We start from the raw sequence: 20,083 nt of genomic DNA, 5'->3' as shown, positions 1-20,083 counted from the left end.
CATGAAACTACGCCACCAGTTGGTCACCCTCTCTCTTGGGCTCTCCCTGCTGCTGATCCTCATTCTGGGCAGCCTGCTGGCCCTCTTTATCCGCCATCTTCTGGAGAGCAATCTGCAGGATAAGGGGAGCGATCTGGCACGGGTGATGGCGGCGGACACCCGGGTGGTCGAGGCCCTGCGTCAGGGCAGTGATCCGACCCTGCGCGACTACGTGGAGGCGGTCTGCAACCGCACCGACGCCACCTATATGGTGGTGACCGATGAGCATGGTCGCCGCCTCAGCCACCCCAACCCCGAGCTGGTGGAACAGAAGTTTCGCGGCGAGGATATCTGGCCCGCGCTGCAGGAGCGACGCAGCTACTGCTCCAAGGATCGGGGCACCATGGGGCCGGCGATCCGCTGCTTCTCCCCGGTGGTTGGCGGGGATGGGCGCGTCATGGGGGCCGTGGTTGTTGGTTATCTGATGCAGCAGGTAGAGGGCATCTATATGGAGCGGGTGGCCCTGCTCATCAGTGCCATCGTTGCGGTGCTGGGGTGTGGCCTGCTGCTGGCGCTCTGGGTGCAATACCTGCTGCGCAAGACCCTGCTCGATCTGGAGCCGGAGGCGATCGTGCGCCGATTCACTCTGCAGGATCTGGTGCTGGAACACATCACTGAAGGGGTGATTGCCCTCGATGGTCGCGGCAACATCAACATGATCAATAGTACCGCCAGCTATCAGCTGCGGCTGCCGGTCACCGGGCGCCACGCCTTGCAGGGGCAGTCGCTGGCGGAGCTGGTGCCGCCCCTTGCCCCCTGTCTGGAGCAGGAGGGTGGGGAAGTGAGCTTTACCATTCAGGGGGAGTCCTTCGTCGGTCGCTGGCAGGCGGTGCAGGGCAAGGCGCCGGGGCGGCTGCTGATCTTCAGCCGCCCAGAGGTGGCTGCCAGTCTGGGGGTGCAGGTGACCCACCTGCGCCAGTATGCCGAGATGCTGCGGATGCAGAGCCACGAGTTTGCCAACAAGCTGAGCAGCCTCTCCGGCCTGTTGCAGCTGGGCCATGTGGATCAGGCGGTGGAGCTGATCCAGCAGGAGAACGAGGCGTGCCAGACCATGCTGCAGGAGCTGCTGCGGCTGATCGACAACAAGCCGGTGGCGGGGCTTATTCTCGGCAAGTTCAGCCGGGCTCGCGAGCTGGGGGTGACCCTGGAGCTCGATCCCGATTCGGCGCTGGCGGAGTATCCGGCCTCGGTCTCGGCCGATCTCATTACCCTCATTGGCAACCTGCTGGACAACGGCCTGCAGGCGGCCTGGCGCAATCGCCAGCAGCGGCCGCCGCGGGTGCTGCTCTCTCTGTGCGATGTGGGGCGGCGGCTGGTGATCGAGGTGGAGGATAGCGGCGAGGGGGTCGATGAGGAGCTGGCCGATCATCTGTTCGATTACGGGGTGAGTCGTCAGAGCGGCGATCACGGAGTGGGTCTGTTCCTGGTCAAGGAGACCGTGGGTCGGCACGAGGGTGTGATAGAATGGCGGCGAACCGCCGAGCAGACCACCCTGTTTGGTATCTACTTGAATAAAAACCAATTAATGTGAGCCATGGACCCAATAATCACGCTTGTTATTGAAGATGACGATCGGATCGGTGCCATCTTGTCAGAACTGGTGGCGGCGACACCCGGTTTCTCCCTGCTGGGGCGGGCCGGCACCCTGGCCCAGGCCGATGCCATGATGGCCGGTGTGGTGCCCCAACTGCTGCTGGTGGATGTCTCCCTGCCCGATGGCTCCGGCCTTGAGTGGGTGAGCCGCCTGCGCAGCCACAACCGCGAAGCCTACGTCATCATGGTGACTGCCTCGCGGGATGTGGAGACCATCCAGCAGGCCCTCAATCTGGGGGTTCATGACTACGTCATCAAACCATTGCGGCTGTTTCGCATCCAGCAGAGTCTGGACGAGATCCTGCAACTGCACAGCCGCCTCTGCGAGCGGGGTCGGCTGGAGCAGGAAGATCTCGACAAGCTGCTGGGCAAGGGAGGGCGCTCCCAGATCAAGGAGATGCGCGTCACTCCCAAGGGGATCGACAGCATCACCCTGCGTCAGGTGCTGGATCTGCTGGCGGGCGAGCCGGAGAGCGTATTCTCCACCGACACGGTGGCGCTGCGACTCTCCCTCAGCCGCACTACGGCGCGCCGTTATCTGGAGTATCTGGAGTCAGAAGATCGGGTCGATGTGGATCTCAACTATGGTCAGCGGGGCCGGCCGGAGCGGCGCTATCGCTGGCGTCGGGCGGGTTGAGGCCCACACATGCAAGCATGGTAAAAGCAACAAGGGAGCCATTGGCTCCCTTGTTGTTGCTAGATACTGTGCAGCCTCAAGCGACTTCCTGTTCGACCACCGGCGCGCGCATCTTCAGTTGGGAGGCCATCACTCCGCCCAGAATGAGACCACCTCCCAGCAGATGATAGCCGTGGATCGGCTCCCCCAGACTGATGACGGCGATCAGCGCCGTACAGAGCGGCAGCAGGTTCATGAACACCGAGGTACGCTCGGCCCCCATGCAGGCAAGGCCGCGCATCCAGCAGTAGGCCGCCAGCAGGGACGAGGCGAGCCCGGCAAACAGCACCAGCCCCCACCCTTCGGCAGGCACCGCCAGCGAATCGGCGCTCAGCGCCACCGGTACCAGCAGCAGTACGGCCAGCAGGACCTGCACATAGAGGTTGAGCCAGGGGCCAAACGGTAGCTGCCAGCGGCGGATCAGCAACCCGTAGAGCGCATAGCTGACCGAGCCCAGCAGCATCATGCCATCACCGGGGTTGATGCCATTGCGCAGCAGCGCCAGCGGCTGGCCCTTGCTCAGCAGCCAGAATACCCCGAACAGCGAGATGCTCATGCCCGCCAGCGCCTGCTTGCCAGGACGCTGACCAAAGAAGGTGGCCCCCAACAGCAGAGTGAGCATCGGGATCAGTGAGCCAATTACCCCCATATTGGTGGCCGAGGTGCTGTGGGCGGCGTAATAGGCCAGACACTGGAACAGCACCATGCCGAGCGCCGCCAGCACCAGCAGCTTGCCAAACCAGGGACGGATCTCGTGGCGGCGGCGCCACAACTGGGGTAGGCAGAAGGGGGTCAGCGCCAGGGCGGCGATTACCCAGCGGTAAAAAGAGATGGCAGCCGGATCGAGCACGCTGGCCGCCGCCTTGGAGACCACGGTATTGGTCGCCCAGATCAGCACTGCCATCAGCGGAAAGAGCAGGGGGGAAAAGATTCGCATCAGAGGCTCCTTATTAACAGGGGGCCAAGTCTACCCTTGTCTTTATATTATCAAGTGGCGTAAAACAGACAGATGACCCAGCAGAAAAGACAACTCTTTCTGATGCACCTTATTCCGGCCCATACGGACTGCGTCTGCCCGCAACTGATGGCTGCTTTTGACCTGTGCCGGAGACCGAGCCAACAGGGCGTTGTATCACGCCTGCTCCTCTCTCTCGCTGACAAGGGGCGCTAATGGCCACTCACCACTTTCAGCCGGTAGATGTCGTTCTGCCCGCTCCCAATCCGCTCTTTTTCAGTTACCAGCAGATGCTGGCCGACAGCGCGACCGTGCTGCACTCCCACCCCTGGGGACAGCTCAACATGATCAGTCTGGGGATCATGGAGATAGAGCTGGGAGATCAGCGACTGGTGGCCCCTGCCGACTATCTGATCTGGGTACCGGCGGATCTCGAGCACACCTCCTACAACGAGCAGACCCTCGACTACACCTCCATCTACGTCAGCCACGAGTTGGCGGCCAAGCTGCCGCCAGAGCCCAGATTGCTGCTGCTCACCCCACTTATTCGCGCCCTGCTGAGCGATTTTTGCGAACGGCGGGTAGGCCATATGGTGGATGAGTGGGATCAGCGTCAGGCCGAGTTGCTGGTGGAGCGGCTGGCGCGCACCCGTTGTCAGGAGAGCTACCTGCCGATGAGTCAGGATAAGCTGCTGGCTCCCATGCTGGCGGCGTTGCACAGCGATCCTGCCGATCCCCGTACTCTGGCTCAGTGGGCCGGACAACTGCACACCACAGAGCGCACCCTGGCGCGGCGTTGCCTGCGGGAGCTGGGGATGAGTTTCGGTCAGTGGCGGGCCCGGCTGCGGCTGCTCAAGGCGCTGGCCTGGCTCAAGGGCGACATGCCCATTCAGGAGATCAGCTGGCGGCTCGGTTACGGCTCCACCTCGGCCTTTATCGCCATGTTCAACCGGGAGCTGGGCTGCTCCCCCCAGCGTTATCGCCTACAGTCAGGCCGATAACAAATTGCCGGACATGTCATCTGATGAAGCAAAACAAGAAGGGCGCCCGCAGGCGCCCTTTCTGATGACATCCGCTTGCGCTAGAAGAAGCCGAGCGGGTTGATGTCGTGGCTCACCAGCAGGTTTTTGGTGTTCTGGTAATGGTCCAGCATCATCTTGTGGGTCTCGCGGCCGATCCCCGACTTTTTGTAGCCGCCAAAGGCGGCGTGTGCCGGGTAGGCGTGGTAGCAGTTGACCCAGACCCGGCCAGCCTGAATGCCACGCCCCATGCGCCAGGCCAGATTGCTGTCGCGGGTCCACAGGCCTGCCCCCAACCCGTACTGGGTGTCGTTGGCAATGGCCAGAGCATCGGCTTCGTCCTTGAAGGTGGTGACCCCGAGCGCCGGCCCGAAGATCTCCTCCTGGAACACCCGCATCTTGTTCTGGCCGGAGAAGATGGTGGGCTGGATGTAGAACCCCCCCTCCAGTCCGCTCACCTTGGCCGGGCCGCCGCCGATCAGCATCTTGGCCCCTTCGCCGCGGCCGATCTCCATGTAGCCCAGGATCTTGTCGAACTGCTCGCGGGACGCCTGCGCACCCACCTGAGTGGCGGTATCGAGTGGGTTGCCCTGCACTATGGTGCGGGCACGTGCCAGCACCCGGTCCATGAAGTCGTCATAGATGCTGGCCTGCACGAGGGCGCGGGAGGGGCAGGTACACACCTCGCCCTGGTTGAAGAAGGTCATCAGCATCCCTTCTACCGCCTTGTCGATATAGCTGCTCTCGTGCTGCATCACGTCGGCGAAGTAGATGTTGGGGGACTTGCCCCCCAGCTCCACGGTGGAGGGGATCAGCTTGTCGGCGGCGCAGCGCAGGATATGGGCGCCCACTTCGGTCGAACCGGTAAAGGCGAGCTTCTGGATCCGGTTGCTGGTGGCCAGTGCCTGACCTGCCTCGGCGCCGAAGCCGTTGACGACGTTGACCACGCCGGGGGGCAGAATGTCCTTGATGAGATCCATCATCAGCATGATGGTGACCGGGGTCTGCTCGGCGGGCTTGAGCACGCTGCAGCAACCGGCCGCCAGCACCGGGGCCAGCTTCCAGGCGGCCATCAGCAGCGGGAAGTTCCACGGGATGATCTGGCCGACCACGCCGATGGGCTCCTTGAAGTGGTAGCTGACGGTGTTCTGATCCAGCTCGGCGGCCGAGCCCTCCTGAGCGCGAATGCAGCCAGCGAAGTAGCGGAAGTGATCCACCACCAGCGGCAGGTCTGCGGCCAGGGTTTCGCGCACCGCCTTGCCGTTCTCCCAGGTTTCGGCGATGGCGAGCCGTTCGATGTTCTGCTCGATGCGATCGGCGATACGCAGCAGCAGGTTGCTGCGCTCGGTGACGCTGGTCTTGCTCCAGCTGGTGAACGCCTTGTGGGCGGCATCCAGCGCCAGTTCGATATCGGCGGCGTCGGAGCGGGCGACCTCGCAGAATACTTTGCCATCCACCGGCGAGATGTTTTCAAAGTAGCGGCCGGCGCGAGGAGCCACCCACTCACCGCCGATGAAGTTGTCGTAACGGGATTTGAAGCTGACTAGGGCACCTGCCTGACCGGGAGCGGTATAAATCATCTCATCATCCTTTATGTGTGTGATCCTGACCGGACTGGCTGACAGACCGGTTGCCAGCTGATATCGCAAGGGGCGTGCCAAAGGGTCTGACCAGTAGGCAAAAGGTTGCAAAAACGTTACCAAATGGGGTGTGGCAGCGTATCTTGGTTAACCAATGACCATGGCTATTGCGATAAAACTGTACCGTTTCTGGACAGTGGCCGAGACAGTCGTGCTGTTTGTGAACAGGAGGTGTGATGAGTGAGTCACTTCAACCCGGTCCCGGTCCGATCCAGCGTTCCTGGCAGCGTTGCCTGCATCAGGGGCTGAGCCGCCAGCAGAGCGCCGATCTGGACTTGCTGCCCCAGGGGGAGCTGTCGGCCCGTCAGGAGCAGCACAGGTCGCTGATTGCCTGCTTCCAGCGCTTCGTGTTGCCGCTGTTTGGCCAGTTGTTGGCAGGGCGCCCCTGTCGCCTGTTGTTGTGTGACGGTGAGGGGGCCATTCTGGCCGCCAGTGGTGATGAGGGGTTCGCCCGCCATGCCGAGCGTATCTTTTTGCGCAGTGGCGCCCGCTGGGGTGAGGCGAGCAAGGGCACCAACGCCATCGGTACCGCGCTGGCCGAGCAGAGTGAAGTGCAGGTGCTCGGCAATCAGCACTTCTTCGCCCAGCACAGCTTCCTCAGTTGCAGCGCTTGCCCGTTGCTCGGACCGGATGGGCAATTGCTGGGGGTGCTCGACATCTCCACCGATGCGGCCCATCACGATGGCGACATGCTGGGCACGGTGCGGCTGCTGGCGATGACCCTCGAAAACGCACTATTGGCGCGTCAGCCGGGCTGGCTGGTGGATCTCGATCCCCAGAGCCTCTGGTCCGCTCGCCTGTTGCTGGGAGAGGAGGGGGAACTGCTCGGCGCCAACCGGGCAGGCCGGCTCTGGCTCGGTCAGCATCCTTTCGATGGCAGGCAACTGCTGCGCGAGGGGCGTGGCTTGCGGCTGGTGCCAGCAGCGGACGCGACACCTTCCCGCGCCGTGCTGCCAGGCCACTCAAGCCCGGTGCCACATCCGCAGCAGGTGCCGCTCAAGATGCTGGAACGCGGCATTTCGCTGCTTATCGAGGGGGAGACCGGCAGCGGCAAGGAGCATCTGGTGCGGGCCCTGCACCGAGCGTCCAGTCGGCGGGATCAGCCACTGGTGTGCGTCAACTGTGGCGCGTTACCAGCAGATCTGGTGGAAGCCGAGCTGTTTGGGTATGTGGGCGGGGCCTTCAGCGGTGCCCGCAGCCAGGGCAGTCAGGGTTATCTGCGTGCAGCCCATGGCGGCATGCTGATGCTCGATGAAATTGGCGAACTGCCGCTGCAGGCTCAAACCCGACTGCTGCGGGTATTGCAGGAGCGCAGCGTGACGCCGGTTGGCAGTCACAAGCCGGAGGCGGTGGATTTCTGGCTGGTCAGTGCCAGCCACCGGGATCTGGCGGCCATGGTGCAGAGTGGCGCATTTCGCGAAGACCTCTATTACCGGATTTGCGGCTGGCGCCAGCAGCTGATGCCGCTGCGCCGTTGGCCTGCCGCTGAGCGTTTGGGGCTGATCCAGCGACTGTTGGCGGAGATGGACCCGACCTTGCGTCTGACCCGCGATGCGGAGCAACAACTGCTGGCCCATCCGCTGCCCGGCAACGTGCGTCAGCTCAAGCAGGCATTGGAAGTGGCCAGTGTGCTGGCAGAGGGAGTGGGTTGGATAGAACCCGCCCACCTGCATCTACCCAGTGTGGCCACAGAGCCCGGCGCCTTGCCGATGGGGGAGGCGACCAGCTTGCGTGAACAAACCCGGCGGCAGGTGCAGCAAACGCTGGCGGCATGCGGCGGCAACGTCAGCGAGGCCGCGCGCCAACTGGGGATCAGCCGCACCACCCTCTACCGGACGCTGCGCGAAGCGCCTTGAGCGCTCACTCCCCCTCTTCGGTCGTTTTCAAGACGCACATGACGGCTGGAGCCCTGCCCATCCAGCCGCTATGATGCGCCCTTGCCGGGGCGTTGCGCCCATTGACTCATCTGTTAAGGATTTTCTGCCATGTCACAACACGTAGGGGCGCTGACCCTGCTGGTGGCTGATTACGATCAGGCCATTCGCTTTTTTACCGAGGGACTTGGCTTTGCGCTCCTGGAGGACACTCGGCTCGATGAACCGGGCAAACCGGGCAAGCGCTGGGTACGGGTTGCCCCCAAAGGCGCCCCCGGTTCGGCGCTGCTGCTGACTCGCGCCGCCACGCCCGAGCAACAGGCCGCCATCGGCCAGCAGGGCGGCGGTCGGGTGTTCCTGTTCCTTGAGACTGACGACTTCTGGGGTGATTACCAGCGCATGCAGGCGTACGGTGTGCATTTTTGTGAACAGCCACGTAGCGAGCCATACGGCATGGTGGTGGTGTTCGAGGACATCAGTGGCAACCGCTGGGACTTGCTGCAACGCGCTGCTGCCAACTGAATCTGAAAACGTTTATCATCCCGCCTGTCATAAAGTCATAAAAGTGTCACAGAAAGTTCTAATAATTGGCGCACCCATCTTCACAGAGGAGAGAGAAGGGAATGGCTAAGCGAATTCTGGTGGTCGAGGACGAAGCACCGATCCGCGAAATGCTCTGCTTCGTGCTGGAGCAGAAGGGATATGAGACGATTGAAGCGGAAGATTACGCCGATGGACTGGCGAAGGTGCGCGAACCCTACCCCGAACTCATCGTGCTCGACTGGATGATGCCGGGTGGCAGTGGCATCCAGTTTATCAAGCAGCTCAAGCAGGATGAAGTGACCCGCCAGATCCCGGTGGTGATGCTCACCGCTCGCGGTGAAGAGGAGGACAAGGTGCGTGGTCTGGAGGCCGGTGCCGACGACTACATCACCAAGCCGTTCTCGCCCAAGGAGCTGACCGCTCGCCTCCATGCGGTGATGCGCCGCGTGTCGCCCACCTCGGTGGATGAGGTGATCGAGGTGCAGGGGCTGAAACTCGATCCGGTCTCCCACCGGGTCAGTGCCGAAGAGAAGGCGCTCGACATGGGGCCGACCGAATTCAAGCTGCTTCACTTTTTCATGACTCACCCCGAGCGGGTCTACAGCCGTGAGCAGCTGCTCAACAATGTCTGGGGTACCAATGTGTACGTCGAGGACAGAACCGTGGATGTGCATATTCGTCGCCTGCGCAAGGCGATTGAAGAGACAGGGCACGACAGATTGATCCAGACGGTGCGTGGAGCCGGGTACCGCTTCTCAACCCGTCTCTAGAGGCAGTTATGTTGCAACCTTACGCCTGGCGGCGACAGTTGTGGCGAATGGCGTTTTTCTACGCCCCCTTCGCATTGGTTGGCTGGTTGATTGATCATCTTGCCCTCTGCCTGTTGGTGGCGGCCGTGTTGCATCTGGGCTGGCATTACCGTTTCCAGAAGCGGCTGTCTGATTGGCTGTGGCACGACCGCAGCCTGGTGCCACCTAACGGTAGTGGCAGCTGGGAGCACATTTTCAACGGGATCTACAAGTTGCAACAGCGTCACCGGGCTCGGCGGCGCGAGCTGGCGGGGCTGATCCGCCGCTTTCGAGAGGGGGCCGAGGCGCTGCCCGATGCGGCCGTGGTGTTTCGCGAAGATGGCAGCATCCTCTGGTGCAACCGGCTGGCAGAGCAACTGCTCGGTTTTCGCTGGCCGGAGGATGCCGGCCAGCATATCGGCAACCTCATTCGCAATCCTGCCTTTAACGCCTATCTGGGCAAGGGGGCGTATGACGAGCCCCTCGAGATGCACTCCCCGGTCAACGAAGAGAAGTTTCTCGAGTTTCGCATCATGCCCTACGCCTCCGATCAGGCGATGCTGGTGGTGCGGGATGTCACCCGTTTGCGCAGTCTCGAGAAGACCCGCAAGCACTTCGTCTCCAATGTCTCTCACGAGCTGCGCACGCCACTCACCGTGCTCAAAGGCTATCTGGAGATGACCGAGGAGCCGCCCCCGCCCGCCATGTGGGCCAAGGCGCATCGGGTGATGATGGAGCAGACCATCCGGATGGATAATCTGGTCAATCAGCTACTCACCCTCTCCCGTATCGAGGCGGCCCCGACCGTGGATCTCTCCCATCTGGTGGACATGCCTGCCATGCTGGGGCTGCTGGAGCAGGAGGCGCGAGCGCTCTCGGGCGAACGGGCCCACCAGCTCGAATTTGTGGTGCAGCCCAATCTGCTGGTGCGCGGGGATCAGGAGCAGCTGCGCAGTGCCGTCTCCAACCTGGTCTATAACGCCATCCACTACACCCCGGCGGGGCGAAAAATTACCGTGGAGTGGCGCAAGCAGGGGGCGATGGCGCTGTTTGCCGTGAGCGATGAAGGGGAGGGGATTGCCCCCGAGCATCTGGCGCGGCTGACCGAGCGGTTCTATCGGGTCGACAAGGCCCGCTCGCGCCACACCGGCGGCTCAGGCTTGGGCCTTGCCATCGTCAAGCATGCCCTCAGTCATCACGACTGCCAGCTCGATATCGAGAGCCGTGTTGGCCTTGGCAGCCGCTTCAGCTTTCTCATTCCGAGCCGGATGGTGGTGATAAAATAGTCTTTTATGACAAGGTGTTAGATATACGGGAAGGGCTGCGTTGGCAGCCCTTTGCCATTTGGATAAAAGCGCCGCCATGTCATTAAAGTGTCACATTAAATCCATAAATTTGTCACTGCCAGGTCAGATACTGGCGCCGTCTTAAGAACGGACCTTCTGTAACTTTGGAGAGTGAGTCGGAATGGAACTCACCGCTGACTCAGTCGAATTGACTACCGCAAGACAGTGTTAATCGGCGCCATGTATTGGCAATAGCCTTCTGTCACCTCGGAGATAGGAGACAGAATGAAGCTCAAGGTAATCGCCTTTTGTAACTTTGGAGAGATTGGATGAAACTCAACAAACTGGCTGGTGTAATCGGATTCACCGCAGCAACCCTGTTTTCTGTCAGCGCCCTGGCTGCCGGTGTGGATAAAGACCTGCCGGATTACACCCCGACCAGCGGCATTTCGGGCAACCTGTCCTCTGTCGGCTCGGACACCCTGGCCAACATGATGACCCTGTGGGCCGAAGAATTTAAGCGTTTGTACCCCAACGTCAACGTGCAGATCCAGGCCGCCGGTTCTTCTACCGCCCCGACTGCCCTGACCGAAGGTGTTGCCCAGTTTGGTCCGATGAGCCGTGCCATGAAGGCCGGTGAAGAGGAGGCATTCGAGAAGCGTTACGGTTACAAGCCGACTGCCATCCGCGTTGCAGTCGATGCCCTGGCGGTGTTCGTCAACAAGGACAACCCCATCAAGGGGCTGACCATGCCGCAGATCGACGCCATCTTCTCCAGCACCCTCAAGTGCGGCGAAGCCAAGGCTGCCACCAAGTGGTCTGATCTGGGTCTGGACGGCAACTGGTCCGCTAAGGATCTGCAACTGTTCGGTCGCAACTCCGTATCCGGTACCTACGGTTACTTCAAGGAGCACGCCCTGTGTAACGGCGACTTCAAGAGCGGCGTGAACGAGCAGCCGGGTTCTGCCTCCGTGGTGCAGTCTGTTTCTGCCTCCCTGAACGGTATCGGCTACTCCGGTATCGGTTATGTCACCTCCGGCGTGCGTGCCGTACCGCTCTCCAAGGATGGCAAGACCTTCATCGAAGCGACCTCCGATAACGCCATCACCGGCAAGTATCCGCTGTCACGCTTCCTGTACGTTTACGTGAACAAGCATCCGAACAAGCCGCTCTCCCCGATGGAGCAAGAGTTCGTCAAGATGATGCTCTCCAAAGCAGGCCAGAACATCGTTGCCAAAGATGGTTACGTGCCGGTGCCGGCCAAGGTGGTACAGGCTGACCTGAAAAAGCTGGGTATCATGTAACTGCCTGCAGTCAGCATGCCCTGATAAAACGAGCCCCAAGCGGGCTCGTTTTGTTTTTGGCGACTGTCAGTTTTGTTAATAGCGCAGGATGGATATTTTTCCGCCAGCCGGGGGCTGGCTCCCTTGCGCAGCAGGGCGGCATTTCCGAGAATAGGGCAATGTTACGGCAAAGGATCCCTTCATGATTGCGTCCCTCACCAAGTTTGGCATGGTAGCCCTCTGTAGTTCCCTGCTGGTTGCCTGCGCCCAGTCGCCGACCGGCCGCAGCCAGATGCTGCTCTACTCTCCCCAGCAGATGAACCAGCTGGGTGCTGACTCCTTCGAGCAGATGAAAAAGCAGGAGAAGGTGAGCAAGGATGCCAAACTCAACGCCTATGTCTCCTGTGTCGCCAAGGCGGTGACCGCTCAGGTGCCGGCCAGCTATGGCATCACCAACTGGGAAGTGGTGGTGTTTGACTCCAAACAGGTCAACGCCTTCGCCCTGCCCGGCGGCAAGATTGGTGTCTACAGCGGTCTGCTCAAGGTGGCCAAGAATCAGGATCAGCTGGCGACCGTCATCGGTCACGAGCTGACTCACGTATTGGCCCAACACTCCAACGAACGACTCTCGCGCAGCCAGCTGGCGGGGATCGGTCTGGCGGCTGCGGACATCGCCATGGGCACCAGCGAGTATCGCGGCGCCACCATGGCCGCCCTTGGCCTTGGGGTTGAGGTCGGCGTGATGCTCCCCTATGGCCGCACTCAGGAGAGCGAAGCGGACAGGTTGGGGCTGGAGCTGATGGCGCGCGCCGGGTTCAATCCGGCGCAAGCTGTTCCCCTGTGGCAAAACATGAGTGCCGCTGCCGGTGGCAACACGCCGCCGCAACTGCTCTCCACCCACCCGAGCAACGAGAACCGGATCGCCGAGCTGCAAGCGCAGCAAGCGGAAGTGTTGCCGCTCTATGAGCAGGCCCGCGCCAACGGTCTGGTGCCCCAATGCAAGGCATAAGCCTGCGCATGGCGCGGCCCGAGGATGCTGCCGCCATGACGGTAATGCAGCGAGCCAGCTGGCTCGCTGCCTATGGGCAGGTGCTCGGCCCGGATCTGCTGGAACAGCTGGCGGTGACCTCCCATCTGCAGATCTGGCAGCAGCGGTTGGCTGACGCTGGGCCAAGGCCCATGTTGCTCTGTCTCGACGAAGTCGTTATCGGGTTGCTCTACTGGCAACCTGTGCAGGAAGAGGGGCAGAGCAGCGCCCTGATCCGCGCCTTTTACCTCCACCCCGATCACTGGCGACAAGGCTATGGCAAACGGCTGTGGCAGGCGGTGGCGATGCAGATGCGCCGCGCCGGTTGCGGCAGCGTCAAGTTGTGGCTGCTCGATGGCAATCACATTGGCGAGGGGTTCTACCTGCGCCGCGGTTTCGTCTTTGATGGCGAGGAGCGCACCCTGATGAGCCTCGGGCAGACCTGCCTGCAGCGACAAATGAGCCGTTTGCTCTGATCACCCTCCCGTTTTTCGCCCTCGGTCACTTTATTTTTTTTGCGAATTAATACAATGTCCCCCTTGGAACAGAGTTGGATAAACACGGGCTGACAAGGGAGTGCTGGCATGTATTACGGCTTTGATATCGGTGGCACCAAGATCGCTTTTGCGGTCTATGACGGTGCATTGAACCTCTGCCACGAGGAGCGCATGAGTACCCCGGGCAATGATTATGAGGGGTTGCAGCAGCTGATCCGCTCCCGGGTCGAGCAGGCGGATGCCCGCTTCGGCGCACGGGGCTCGGTCGGCATCGGTTTCCCCGGCGTTATCAATAGCCAGGATCACAGCATAGTGGCGGCTAATCTGCCTTCCATCAATGGTCGCCATCTGGGCGCCGATCTGGCCGAGTTGCTGGAGCGGCCGGTCAAGGTGGATAACGACGCCAACTGCTTCCTCTGGTCCGAAGTGCATCAAGGGGCAGCCGACGGCGCCGGCAGTGCGCTCGGCGTCACCATCGGCACCGGCATCGGCGGCGCTGTTTATCTGGCGGGCAAGCTTATTCAGGGGCGCAACTGGCTGGCGGGCGAGATTGGTCACTACCCCTTGCCCGCGACCATGCTGATGAAGTACCCCGAGTTGCCCCGTCCCCGTTGCGGCTGCGGCCGTCTGGTCTGTTTTGAAACCTATGCCTCCGGCACCGGTCTGGAGCGTCTCTATCACCATTTCCATGGCCAGCGCGCCACGGGTCACCAGATTGTGGGACGCTTCGAGGCCCATGAACCCCATGCGGTCGAGACGGTCGACTGCTGGTTGGAGATCATGGCCGCCGGGCTTGCCACTGCCATTTCGGTGATTGATCCCGAGGTGGTGGTATTGGGGGGCGGCCTGAGCGGCCTGCCCGCCCTCTATGAACAGCTGCCGCTGCGTCTGCCCGGTCACTTGCTGCCCGGGGTCGCCCTGCCCGAGATCCGCCAGGCCCGCTTCGGCGGTGCCGGTGGTGTGCGCGGCGCAGCCTTGCTCAATCTATGAGATCAGATGTGGGGTCTGATCTCCCCGAAAAAGGAGTCCTCATGACCCGTCTTGAAATCTGTATCGACAACCTGGAATCCCTGTTCACCGCCCAGCAATCCGGGGCGGATCGCATCGAGCTCTGCTCTGCGCTGGGTCTGGGCGGCCTGACCCCCTCCTATGGCTTTATGCAGCTGGCAGCCCGCCACGCCACCGTGCCGGTTTACGCCATGATCCGCCCGCGCGCTGGGGATTTTTGTTTCAACGACGGCGAGTTCGAGATGATGCTGCAAGATATCGCGGCGGCCCGCGCTGCCGGTCTGCAAGGGGTGGTGGTCGGTTTGCTGGATGAGGAAGGGCGGGTGCCTGCCGCCAAGCTCAAACAGCTGGTGGATGCCGCTGGCCCCCTGGGGGTCACCTTCCATCGCGCCATCGACCTCTCCTCCGACTGGCGCCTCGATCTGGAGACCATAGTCGCTGCCGGTTGCGAACGCATTCTGAGCTCTGGCCACGCCGCAACCGCGCTGGCTGGGTTGGAAAATCTGCAGGCGATGCAACAGGCGCTGGCGGGGCGTGCCAGCCTGATGCCGGGGGCCGGGGTCAATGCCGACAACGTGCGTACCATCATCGAGTTCACCGGAGTGAGCGAAGTGCATATGTCCGGCATGGGTTGGCGCGGTGGCATGGTGCCCCATGGCGTCAACATGGGCACCTCGGACGACGGTCGGGTCAATATCACCGATGGTGCCAAGGTTGCTGCAGTCAGAGCCTTGCTGGATCGCGGTTAAGCAGATCGCCGCCGTTGGGCGGCGTTCATCCGCATCTTGTGTGAAGTTCCTCCCACTGACGGGGAAATCAGGGGCACCCCGGCAGCACCCCGGCCAAAAGTCTGATATTATCCCGCTTCTTTACTACATGGATCTGGAGCAACATCTCAATGTCCCAATACGACTCTATCGAACAGAAGGCCAGCTATGGCATCGGCCGCAACATGGGTGATCAGCTGGCGCAGCAAGCCTTCGCCGGTCTGGATATCCCGGCCCTGCAACAAGGTCTGGCAGATGCCCTGAATGGTCTGGAGTTCGCGGTCAGCCGTGACGATATCAATGATGCCTTCCAGGTGATCACTGCACGCATGCAAGAAGAGCAGGAAGCCGTCGCCAAGGCCGCAGCTGCTGACGGCGAAGCCTTCCTGGCTGACAACGCCAAGCGCGACGACGTAAACGTGACCGATTCCGGTCTGCAATACGAAGTGCTGGTCGAAGGCAACGGTGCTGTTCCGGTAGCCGGTCAGTCCGTGCGCGTGCACTACCACGGTACCTTCACCCACGGTGGTGTATTCGACAGCTCCGTCGCCCGTGGCCAGCCGGCTGAATTCCCGGTAACCGGCGTGATCGCTGGCTGGGTTGAAGCACTGCAGATGATGCCGGTTGGTTCCAAGTGGAAGCTCTACATCCCCCACGATCTGGCCTACGGTGCCCGTGGTGCCGGTTCCATCCCGCCCTACTCTGCACTGGTATTTGAAGTCGAGCTGCTGGACATCCTGTGATCCTGCTGGTTTGATGCAAACGGCGACCCTCGGGTCGCCGTTTGTTTTTGGTGCAATCTGATAGACAACATTTGTCGCGGCCAGCGGGCTGGAGAGCAGAAAAGGGCGGCACTTTTGCGCCATTGACTGGTTTTTTCAGCAACGGGAACAGGCATACTGCGACTCATGCGACCGGAGAAGGAGAACTCGATGAGCAAGAAGATGAATAAGGTAGCGGGGCTGGCCCTGTTGCTGCTGAGTATTCCGGCCAGTGCTGATGCCATGCGTTGCAAGAACGCCCTGATCACCGAGGGCGACACCACCGCCGAGATGCTGATCAAGTGCGGTGAGCCCATGCTGCGAGAAGAGCTCAACCGCAACGAGGAGAACCAGTTTGGCAACCTGGTGCAGGTCAAATATGGCGAACGCTGGACCTACAACTTCGGCAAGAACGAGTTCATGCGCTTCGTGACGGTGCGCAACGGCATCATCACCGACATCGAAAACGGCCCGCGCGGCGAGTAGCCGGCGGGCAAAACATGGTTGCACAACAGACAGTAGGGCAAGACCCTTTGACTCACATGTCCGGCAAGGGCTCGTTGTGACGAAGCTGGCTGACGGCCTGATTGATCTGGCGGGCCAGCCTCAGCCGCTGGCGGCAGGTCAGGCCATGGAGGCTGATCCTGCCGGCGTTGAATTCAAATGTCCCCAGCGACTCGATGGCAAAATAGCCTCGGTGAAAGCTCTTGATGTAGCGAGCGATCTGCCGTGGGGATAACTGCTTGAATACCTTCATCACACGGTTCCCTGATTGCCTGGACAGGGCACACTATGGTGTCGGTCGATGACACTGATATGACGGTTTATAAAGATTTGCATGAATCCTTATTTTGCCAGTGAGCTCGGCAAATTGACGGCATCATCGAAAAAGTTGTGCCATGGCAAACCACCGCACCGATATACTGCGGGCTTGAATGGAACAAATAGAAGGGCCTGTGCGTGGAATGGGTTGATGTGGTGGACGAGGATAACCGGGTGATTGGCGTGGCCGAGCGAGCCAAGGTGCGGCGGGAGAATCTCTGCCATCGCGCCAGCTATATTCTGGTGCTCGACGACGCGGATCGGATCCTGGTGCAGCGACGCACCCTCAGCAAGGATTTCTGCCCCGGCATGCTGGATGCCTGCGCCGGTGGCGTGGTCACCACCGGTGAGGAGATGGAGCGCTCCGCCCGCCGCGAGCTGGCCGAGGAGCTGGGGATTATGGATGTTCCTCTGCAGGGCTTTGGCAGCTTTTATGCGGAAGGGGAGGGCTACCGGGTCTGGGGTGGCCTCTTCAGTTGCCGTTATCAGGGGCCGCTGCAGTTGCAGGCCGAAGAGGTAAGCGCGGTGCACTGGATGAGCCTGGCCGAGATTGCCGAGCGTGCCGCCGAATTTACCCCCGACTCCCTGCTCGCCATCGCCACCTGGCAGGCAAGACGCTAACGTCTTTCTTCAGATATGTTCTTTTCCGGTTCAGCAACAAGACGGGCAGCCTGATGGCTGCCCGTTTGCATGTGTGCATCTGTTGGGGTGGCTACACCAGTTTGAGGCGCCGATTGGTGCGTCCGCACGAGCTTTGCTTGGCAAGCCAGTGACCTTGCCAGTCGGTGGCTAGCCGCAGCAGCGGATACTCCAGATCGAGTCGGGTCACCACCAGCTGGCCGGTCTCGTCGCCACTCACGGGATTGCCGCTGGCGGGATCGATGATTTCGACGATGCAGCTCTCGTTGACGATAAAGCCCTGACCGGGCTGACTCTCGTAGGCCACCACCCCCACATCCTGCCACACCAGACAGTTGAGGGCCGCAATGCCATGAATGGCGCGCAGTGGTGCGGTTTCAGGATGGGTGGCTTCGCACAGTAGGGCGTGGCGCAGCGAGTCGCTCGGGATCTCCGCCGCTTCGGCCGCTTCCAGCAGGTCGAGCAGGGTCACCAGCGGGCCGACGTAGCCGGTGGGTTGATAGCGCAGCAGTGCCTCCAGCTGGCGCTGGGTATCGTGGGGGCCGCAGGGTACCACGGGAGCCCCCAGCTGGCGGGCGCCGTTATCGAAGATAAAGGCGGTGGGACCAGCATGATAGTCGTGGCTGTTGAGCATCACTTCCCCCGCCTTGAAGCCGGCGGCAAACAGTGCTCGGGCGGCCCCCCACCAGTCAGCACCCGCATACTCGGGTATGGCCAGCTGGCCCGGACAGGAGAAGACCCGCAGCGCCTGACTGGCGGGGCGGCCGGTGAGACCGGCAAAGGGGGGATGAGCCTGCTGGGCGGCAAAGAGCTCTTTGCTGTCGAGCAGTGGCAGGGTGGCCAGCTCTGCCAGATCCTCGAGGCGGCACTGGCGATAGGCGCTGGAGTAACCGGCGCAATATTGACTGACATGGGTAAGCTGATGATTGAGCTGGTCCAGTTGCTGCTGTTCGCGCATGGCGGGGGGACGAATTTCCAGACCATCGTAATAGTGTTGCATGGGGCCTCCTGGCGCCGTGAAACCAGCTCAAGAGTAGTCTGCCCAAGGGGAAAATGCCTGCCGCTATCCAGGGTCAGGCTCAGAGCCGCTGTTAGGCGGCATCGTCACTCTGGGATAAACTGGCGACTTCCCATCACGACTCAGGACGAGAAATCATGATTGCTGTAGGACAACCCCTGCCTGCGGGCGAATTTACCTTTATCACCGCCGAGGGCAAGCAGCTGCGGGATAGCAAGACGCTGTTCGCCGGTAAAAAAGTGGTGCTGTTTGCGGTACCCGGCGCCTTTACTCCTACCTGCTCCAATGCTCATCTGCCCGGCTATGTGGTGCTGGCCGATCAGTTTATGGCCAAAGGGGTGGATGCCATCTGTTGCCTGTCGGTCAACGACGCTTTCGTGATGCGGGCCTGGCAGACGGCCCAGAATGCCGAGGTGATCACCATGCTGGCAGATGGCGATGGCAGCTGGACCCGGGCGCTGGATCTGGCCAAGGATACCGGCGCCTTTGGCGGCATCCGTGCCCAGCGCTTTGCGTTGATCGCCAACGATGGTGTGGTCGAGCAGCTGTTTGTGGAGGCGCCAGGCAAGTTTGAGGTCTCAGATGCCGCGAGCCTGCTGGCTGCACTGTGAAATGTTAATCACGGTTTGATTTCCCCTTGAAATGGGAGGTGGCACAGCTACACTGGCGCCACTTTCCCATGGTGCCTGCCCGTTTGGGCTGGCGCTTCGTTGCAGATAACAAGAGATGAAGATCCTATGACCCTGGCTTTTGTTGCCCTGATTGCCGGACTGGCGCTGCTGGTCTGGAGTGCAGACAAGTTTGTCGATGGCGCAGCCGCCACCGCCCGTTATGCGGGGATGCCGCCGCTGCTGATCGGCATGGTGATCATCGGTTTTGGTACCTCGGCCCCGGAGATGGTGGTCTCGGCACTGGCTGCGTCCCAGGGCAATCCCGGGTTGGCGCTCGGTAATGCCTATGGCTCCAACATCACCAATATCGCGCTGATCCTGGGTCTGACGGCACTGATCAGCCCTATCGCGGTAGCTTCTCAGGTAGTGCGCAAGGAGATCCCGATCCTGCTTGGTATTACCCTGCTCTCCGGCGCCCTGCTGATCGATGGCCATCTGGGCCGGATGGATGCGATCATTCTGGGGGCCGTCTTTGTTGCCCTGATGGGCTGGTCCATCTGGGCTGGCATGAATGGCAAGGGAGATGCGCTGGATACCGAGACCGCCGAGGATATCGAGAGCGAGGGGATGTCCCTCAAGAGCGCCATCTTCTGGCTGGTGGTCGGGTTGGTGCTGCTGATCGGTGCTTCCCGCCTGCTGGTCTGGGGGGCGGTGACCATCGCTCAGGCGCTCGGTATCAGCGATCTGGTGATTGGTCTTACCATAGTCGCGGTAGGAACCTCTCTGCCGGAGCTGGCCTCGTCGCTGATCGCCATTCGCAAGAACGAGCATGATCTGGCCCTTGGCAACGTGCTCGGCTCCAACCTGTTCAACACCCTGGCGGTGGTGGGGATTGCGGCGTGCATCCACCCGCTCGATGTGGCGCCGGAGGTGCTCACCCGTGACTGGAGTATCATGATGGGGCTGACCCTGCTGCTGCTGGTGATGTGTCTGGGCCGCAAGGGGCAGGGCCGCATCAACCGGCTGGAGGGGGGCGTGCTGCTCACCTGCTTCGTTGCCTACACAGGCTGGCTGCTGACCAGTCAGTTTATCTGATAGGGGTTGGTGAAATGAGAGAGGGGGAAGCGCAAGCTTCCCCCTCTTGTTTTTGGCTATGTCCCAATTACGTGTTGAAAGGCTAAGCTTGAAGTAGGCCATCACCTTGAGGTCTACCATCATGGATACCCCAGCCTTTCAA

21 protein-coding genes are annotated in these 20,083 nt (G+C 61.4%); 17 read left to right on the top strand and 4 right to left on the bottom strand.

The genetic code is table 11. The features are described from left to right. Position 1: 1 nt before the first annotated feature. Both ACW5W8_RS13065 and ACW5W8_RS13060 read left to right on the top strand, forming a co-directional pair. The gene (locus ACW5W8_RS13065; RefSeq protein WP_498628241.1) at positions 2 to 1,570 is read left to right on the top strand and encodes an ATP-binding protein; all 1,569 of its coding nucleotides are present in this window, start codon (positions 2 to 4) and stop codon (positions 1,568 to 1,570) included. 3 nt (positions 1,571 to 1,573) lie between these two features. After that, on the top strand, positions 1,574 to 2,269 hold the full coding sequence (locus tag ACW5W8_RS13060; RefSeq protein WP_075115718.1) for a response regulator: 696 nt from the start codon (positions 1,574 to 1,576) through the stop codon (positions 2,267 to 2,269). A gap of 76 nt (positions 2,270 to 2,345) precedes the next feature. On the opposite strand, the gene ACW5W8_RS13055 is transcribed toward ACW5W8_RS13060, so the two are convergent. After that, positions 2,346 to 3,245 (bottom strand): DMT family transporter, encoded by a 900-nt coding sequence (locus tag ACW5W8_RS13055; RefSeq protein WP_498628240.1) that lies wholly within the window; start codon positions 3,243 to 3,245, stop codon positions 2,346 to 2,348. A gap of 233 nt (positions 3,246 to 3,478) precedes the next feature. On the opposite strand from ACW5W8_RS13055, the gene ACW5W8_RS13050 reads away from it, so the two are divergent. Further along, entirely contained in the window at positions 3,479 to 4,264 is a 786-nt protein-coding gene (locus ACW5W8_RS13050) for a helix-turn-helix transcriptional regulator (protein ID WP_498628239.1), read from the top strand. A gap of 80 nt (positions 4,265 to 4,344) precedes the next feature. On the opposite strand, the gene exaC is transcribed toward ACW5W8_RS13050, so the two are convergent. Next, positions 4,345 to 5,862: an acetaldehyde dehydrogenase ExaC gene (gene exaC / locus ACW5W8_RS13045; RefSeq protein WP_042079825.1), complete on the bottom strand. Its 1,518-nt coding sequence runs from the start codon at positions 5,860 to 5,862 to the stop codon at positions 4,345 to 4,347. Positions 5,863 to 6,098: 236 nt separating this feature from the next. On the opposite strand from exaC, the gene ACW5W8_RS13040 reads away from it, so the two are divergent. The 11 genes from ACW5W8_RS13040 (at position 6,099) to ACW5W8_RS12990 (ending at position 16,242) form a co-directional block, all read left to right on the top strand. Beyond that, positions 6,099 to 7,778, top strand: coding sequence for a sigma-54-dependent Fis family transcriptional regulator (locus ACW5W8_RS13040; protein WP_498628238.1), 1,680 nt, complete (start codon positions 6,099 to 6,101; stop codon positions 7,776 to 7,778). A 129-nt stretch (positions 7,779 to 7,907) separates the two neighbouring features. Continuing rightward, positions 7,908 to 8,318: a VOC family protein gene (locus ACW5W8_RS13035; protein ID WP_498628237.1), complete on the top strand. Its 411-nt coding sequence runs from the start codon at positions 7,908 to 7,910 to the stop codon at positions 8,316 to 8,318. 101 nt (positions 8,319 to 8,419) lie between these two features. Then, positions 8,420 to 9,109: a phosphate regulon transcriptional regulator PhoB gene (phoB, locus tag ACW5W8_RS13030; RefSeq protein ID WP_005338414.1), complete on the top strand. Its 690-nt coding sequence runs from the start codon at positions 8,420 to 8,422 to the stop codon at positions 9,107 to 9,109. Positions 9,110 to 9,117: 8 nt separating this feature from the next. Further along, positions 9,118 to 10,413 (top strand): phosphate regulon sensor histidine kinase PhoR, encoded by a 1,296-nt coding sequence (gene phoR, locus ACW5W8_RS13025; protein ID WP_498628236.1) that lies wholly within the window; start codon positions 9,118 to 9,120, stop codon positions 10,411 to 10,413. 329 nt (positions 10,414 to 10,742) lie between these two features. Then, positions 10,743 to 11,717 carry a PstS family phosphate ABC transporter substrate-binding protein gene (locus ACW5W8_RS13020; protein WP_203118201.1) on the top strand — a complete coding sequence of 325 codons (975 nt, stop codon included), beginning with the start codon at positions 10,743 to 10,745 and terminating at the stop codon, positions 11,715 to 11,717. A 181-nt stretch (positions 11,718 to 11,898) separates the two neighbouring features. After that, positions 11,899 to 12,705 carry a M48 family metallopeptidase gene (locus ACW5W8_RS13015; protein WP_498628235.1) on the top strand — a complete coding sequence of 269 codons (807 nt, stop codon included), beginning with the start codon at positions 11,899 to 11,901 and terminating at the stop codon, positions 12,703 to 12,705. Next, complete coding sequence (locus tag ACW5W8_RS13010) at positions 12,693 to 13,199, top strand: GNAT family N-acetyltransferase (RefSeq protein WP_498628234.1); 507 nt, start codon at positions 12,693 to 12,695, stop codon at positions 13,197 to 13,199. Before ACW5W8_RS13015 ends, ACW5W8_RS13010 begins: the two co-directional genes overlap by 13 nt. 108 nt (positions 13,200 to 13,307) lie before the next feature. Then, entirely contained in the window at positions 13,308 to 14,210 is a 903-nt protein-coding gene (locus ACW5W8_RS13005) for an ROK family protein (protein WP_005343908.1), read from the top strand. Between the two features lie 41 nt (positions 14,211 to 14,251). Further along, entirely contained in the window at positions 14,252 to 14,977 is a 726-nt protein-coding gene (locus ACW5W8_RS13000; protein ID WP_498628233.1) for a copper homeostasis protein CutC, read from the top strand. A 149-nt stretch (positions 14,978 to 15,126) separates the two neighbouring features. Further along, positions 15,127 to 15,738: a BamJ family beta-barrel-assembly machinery protein gene (gene bamJ, locus ACW5W8_RS12995; RefSeq protein ID WP_139708705.1), complete on the top strand. Its 612-nt coding sequence runs from the start codon at positions 15,127 to 15,129 to the stop codon at positions 15,736 to 15,738. Between the two features lie 189 nt (positions 15,739 to 15,927). Beyond that, positions 15,928 to 16,242 (top strand): DUF2845 domain-containing protein, encoded by a 315-nt coding sequence (locus ACW5W8_RS12990; RefSeq protein WP_498628232.1) that lies wholly within the window; start codon positions 15,928 to 15,930, stop codon positions 16,240 to 16,242. A 52-nt stretch (positions 16,243 to 16,294) separates the two neighbouring features. On the opposite strand, the gene ACW5W8_RS12985 is transcribed toward ACW5W8_RS12990, so the two are convergent. Next, the gene (locus ACW5W8_RS12985) at positions 16,295 to 16,513 is read right to left on the bottom strand and encodes a DUF1107 family protein (RefSeq protein ID WP_111805429.1); all 219 of its coding nucleotides are present in this window, start codon (positions 16,511 to 16,513) and stop codon (positions 16,295 to 16,297) included. A gap of 203 nt (positions 16,514 to 16,716) precedes the next feature. Between ACW5W8_RS12985 and yfcD the strand changes: the two genes are divergently transcribed. Then, positions 16,717 to 17,199 (top strand): NUDIX hydrolase YfcD, encoded by a 483-nt coding sequence (gene yfcD, locus ACW5W8_RS12980; RefSeq protein ID WP_498628231.1) that lies wholly within the window; start codon positions 16,717 to 16,719, stop codon positions 17,197 to 17,199. 91 nt (positions 17,200 to 17,290) lie between these two features. Here the strand turns inward: yfcD and ACW5W8_RS12975 are convergent, their stop codons facing one another. Beyond that, entirely contained in the window at positions 17,291 to 18,217 is a 927-nt protein-coding gene (locus ACW5W8_RS12975) for a phenylacetate--CoA ligase family protein (protein ID WP_498628230.1), read from the bottom strand. A 155-nt stretch (positions 18,218 to 18,372) separates the two neighbouring features. Between ACW5W8_RS12975 and ACW5W8_RS12970 the strand changes: the two genes are divergently transcribed. Together ACW5W8_RS12970 and ACW5W8_RS12965 are read left to right on the top strand one after the other, a co-directional pair. Beyond that, positions 18,373 to 18,846, top strand: a complete 474-nt coding sequence (locus ACW5W8_RS12970; protein WP_498628229.1) for a peroxiredoxin — start codon at positions 18,373 to 18,375, stop codon at positions 18,844 to 18,846. A gap of 126 nt (positions 18,847 to 18,972) precedes the next feature. Then, positions 18,973 to 19,941: a calcium/sodium antiporter gene (locus tag ACW5W8_RS12965; protein WP_498628228.1), complete on the top strand. Its 969-nt coding sequence runs from the start codon at positions 18,973 to 18,975 to the stop codon at positions 19,939 to 19,941. Positions 19,942 to 20,083: the final 142 nt, after the last annotated feature.

The organism is Aeromonas aquatilis, from assembly GCF_054052405.1.
Note: the sequence above shows the minus strand (reverse complement) of the source record. Positions and strands in the feature narration are given on the sequence as shown.